Below are 3,495 nucleotides of genomic sequence, written 5' to 3' on the forward strand. Positions count from 1 at the left end.
GCCTCGCCGCAGCCGGCGAGGCCTAAGGCCAGCAGCCCGCTCACCCAAATTCCCGCGCGGTCCTTACGCATTCGCGGCGGGGTTGGCGCGCAGCAGGCTTTGGCCAGTCATCTGGGCGGGTTTGGGCACGCCCATCAGTTCCAGAATCGTGGGGGCCAGGTCGCCGAGCTTACCATCGGTCAGGGTGCCGCGGTAGTCGTTATCCACCAGAATGCACGGCACCAGGTTGGTAGTGTGCGCGGTGTTGGGCGAGCCGTCGGCGTTGCGCATGAATTCGGCATTGCCGTGGTCGGCAATGATGATGCTGGCGTAGCCGGCGGCCTGGGCCGCTTCCACCACGGCCTGAGCGCAGGCGTCGGTGGTTTCCACGGCCTTCACCACAGCCTCGAACACGCCGGTGTGGCCCACCATGTCGGGGTTGGCGAAGTTCAGCACCACGAAGTCGGCCGTGTTGGCTTGCAGCTCCGGAATGAGGGCATCGCGCAGGTCGGCGGCGCTCATCTCGGGCTGCAGGTCGTAGGTAGCCACTTTGGGAGAGGGCCGAAGAATGCGCTTTTCGCCAGCAAACTCGGTTTCGCGCCCGCCCGAGAAAAAGAACGTAACGTGCGGATACTTCTCGGTTTCGGCAATGCGAATCTGGGTTTTGCCGTTGGTAGCCAGCACTTCGCCCAACGTATTGTCGAGGTTATCTTTCTCGAAGATGGGCGTCACGCCCACAAACGTGTCGTCGTAGTTGGTAAGGGTAAGGTAGTGCAGGTTCAGGCGGTGCATCTGGAAGGCGTGCATGTCCTGCTGGGTCAGCACCTCTGTGATTTCGCGGCCGCGGTCGGTGCGGAAATTGAAGCACAGCACCACGTCGCCCTCCTGAATGGTGGCCAGCGGCTGCCCGTCGGGCCCGATTTTCACAATGGGCTTCAGGAACTCATCCGTCACGCCCTCTTTATACTGTTCCTGAACGGTTTGAATCAGGTTTTGCGAGGGCGTGCCCACGCCATTCACCAGAAGGTCGTAGGCTATTTTCACGCGCTCCCAGCGGCGGTCGCGGTCCATGGCGTAGTAGCGGCCCACCACCGAGGCGATTTTGGCGCCGGTGCGCTCGTTGTGCTGCTCCAGCTCGTTGATGAAGTGCACACCGCTCTTGGGGTCGGTGTCGCGCCCGTCGGTGAAGGCGTGCACGAACACGCGGCGCACACCAGCCTCGTGGGCAATGGTGCACAGAGCTTTCACGTGGTCGATGTGCGAGTGCACACCGCCGTCGCTCAGCAGGCCGATGAGGTGCAGCGGCTTGTCATTTTCGATGGCATACTCCAGCGCTTTGGCCAGGGCCGGCACCTGCGCCAGCTTGCGCTCGCGAATGGACTTGCCAATGCGCACCAGCTCTTGGTCGACCACGCGGCCGGCGCCGATGTTCATGTGGCCTACTTCGGAGTTGCCCATCTGGCCCTCCGGCAGGCCCACGGCTTCGCCCGAAGCCTGCAGGGTGCTGTGGGGATAACGCTGCAACAGTTCATGGAAGAACGGCGTACGGGCCGTATCAACGGCCGAAACCGTGGGATTCTGGGCAATACCCCAGCCATCCAGAATCACCAATAAAACCTGCTTATTCATGGGGCAAAGATACGGCGGCGGCTGCGCGGAGGGCTGAAAATTTCTACCTTCGCACCAACTTTCGTTGAGTAGATTTATCTCGCCAATCAGGGCGGCCCACTTCATCCTGGCACCATTTTAGCTTACTTTTCGCTGCGTATGACGCATTTATTACCCTGCTAATGAAACGCTATCTAATTAGAACACTATTACTCGGGTGGCTATTCCTCCTCGGGGCCGGGGCCGCACAGGCCCAGGCCGATAATCTAGGGGCCGTGCGAGCAGCATTGCGCAACGGTTCCTCGCGGGAGCTTTCGCAGTATTTCGCCCCAACCATAGAAGTTGGCTTTGAGGGCGACCGCCAAGGCTACAATGCGGCGCAGGCGGAGATTGTCATTAAGGATTTCTTTGCCAAAAACGCACCCAGCAGCTTCGAATTCATTCACCAGGGCGAGAGCAAGGAAGGCATTCAATACGCCATCGGGCGCTACTCGGGCCGTAGCGGCACCTACCGGGTGTTCGTGAAGCTCAAGCCTTCGCGCAGCACACCAATGATTGACACACTGGAATTCACAAAAGAATAACAGAGAATGAAAGCCCCGGCCTGCAGGCCGGGGCTTTTTTCATAGCTGATAGCCCAAGCGCTACCGTTGTGCCGGCAGGGCTATTTGGCCATGGGCAGGCTTACGGTAACGCTGGTGCCGGCACCGGGCCGACTTTGAATCACCAACGTACCACCGTGGCGGTGTACGAATGCGCGGCACAGCACCAGCCCCAGGCCAAAGCCCGTGGTGCTCAGGTGGGGTCCGGGCGTGGGCTCGGGCAAAGCCGGCCCGCTCATCAAGGCGTTCACCGTGGCCGTGCTCATGCCCGAGCCAGTGTCGGTGCAGGTGAGCAGCACCATGCCCGCATCGTCGGGGTCGGGTACGGCGTCGAGGTGCACGTGGCCGCCGGTGGGCATAAATTTGAGCGCATTGCCCACCAGATTGCGCAGAATGGTGCGCGTCATGTTGCGGTCGGCGAGCAGGCGCAGGCCCTCGGGGGCGGTGGTGGTGATGTGCTGCCAGTTGGCAGCGGCCGTAGTTTGGTACAGGGCCTGGCACTCGGCAAACATATCGGCCACGAGCAGCGGCACGGGGCGGCACTCCAGCTCGCCGGTCTGGCTCACGGCCCAGTTCAACACGTTGTCGAGCAAATGGTTGAGGCTGTCGGCTGCTTGGCGCACCATGGCAGGCAAGCGCGCCAGGCCAGCCTGGTCGTTTTGGGCGATGTACGTATCAATCAAGCTCGTGACGCCGGCAAAAGCCGTAACGGGCCCGCGTAGGTCGTGGGCCACAATGGCGTAGAGCTTATCCTTGAACACGGCCACACCCCGCAATTCAGCCGAGGCAGCTTCGAGGGCCCGGTGGTTGGCGGCCAGCGCCGCGCGACTGCGGCGCAGGTTGCGGTAGAGCTGCACCATAACGCCCAGTATCAGGGCCATGACCACGATAACCCCTATCAGCAGGCGGGTACGTTGCGCCTGGGTGGCCTGCTCGGCGGTGAGCTGATGCAGGCGGCGGGCGCGTTCCTGCGCCTCGTAGTTCACCTGCGATACGGCCAGGGTTTGCATGGTCTGGCGGCTGTTCAGCGAGTCGTTCAGGGCGACATAATGCGTGTTCCAGTCGTAGGCCGCGCGGTAGTCGCTCTGGCTGGCAGCCAGGCCCGCCAGCTGGCTGTAGGCATCGAGCGCACACTCCAGATAATGGCTTTGACGCGCCAGGCGCAGCGCCTCGCGGGCGGCCAGCATGGCTTGGTCGGGCTCACTCACCTTGGTGTAGTATTCGGCCAGTTGGGCCTGCAGCTCGGCCTGCGTACGCACGGCCCCCTGCCGCTGGCTGATGGCCAGCGACTGCAGCAGCAGCCGCC

3 protein-coding genes are annotated in these 3,495 nt (G+C 62.3%); 1 reads left to right on the top strand and 2 read right to left on the bottom strand.

Translation table 11 applies throughout. The annotated features are described in order from the left end of the window. Nucleotides 1-63: 63 nt before the first annotated feature. Entirely contained in the window at nucleotides 64-1,608 is a 1,545-nt protein-coding gene (gpmI, locus tag ACYVDE_RS17735) for a 2,3-bisphosphoglycerate-independent phosphoglycerate mutase (protein ID WP_460502884.1), read from the bottom strand. 161 nt (nucleotides 1,609-1,769) lie between these two features. Here gpmI and ACYVDE_RS17740 point away from each other — a divergent pair, with 161 nt between their 5' ends. Beyond that, complete coding sequence (locus tag ACYVDE_RS17740; protein WP_460502885.1) at nucleotides 1,770-2,171, top strand: DUF4783 domain-containing protein; 402 nt, start codon at nucleotides 1,770-1,772, stop codon at nucleotides 2,169-2,171. Between the two features lie 80 nt (nucleotides 2,172-2,251). Here the strand turns inward: ACYVDE_RS17740 and ACYVDE_RS17745 are convergent. Further along, the coding region (locus ACYVDE_RS17745; protein ID WP_460502886.1) for a sensor histidine kinase at nucleotides 2,252-3,495 on the bottom strand (1,244 nt) is incomplete at its 5' end.

This window comes from Hymenobacter agri (assembly GCF_054778495.1).

Excerpts from the sequence above, each read along its gene's own strand:
- gpmI (WP_460502884.1), bottom strand. The coding sequence starts at position 1,608 with ATGAATAAGCAGGTTTTATTGGTGATTCTGGATGGCTGGGGTATTGCC.
- ACYVDE_RS17740 (WP_460502885.1), top strand. The coding sequence starts at position 1,770 with ATGAAACGCTATCTAATTAGAACACTATTACTCGGGTGGCTATTCCTC.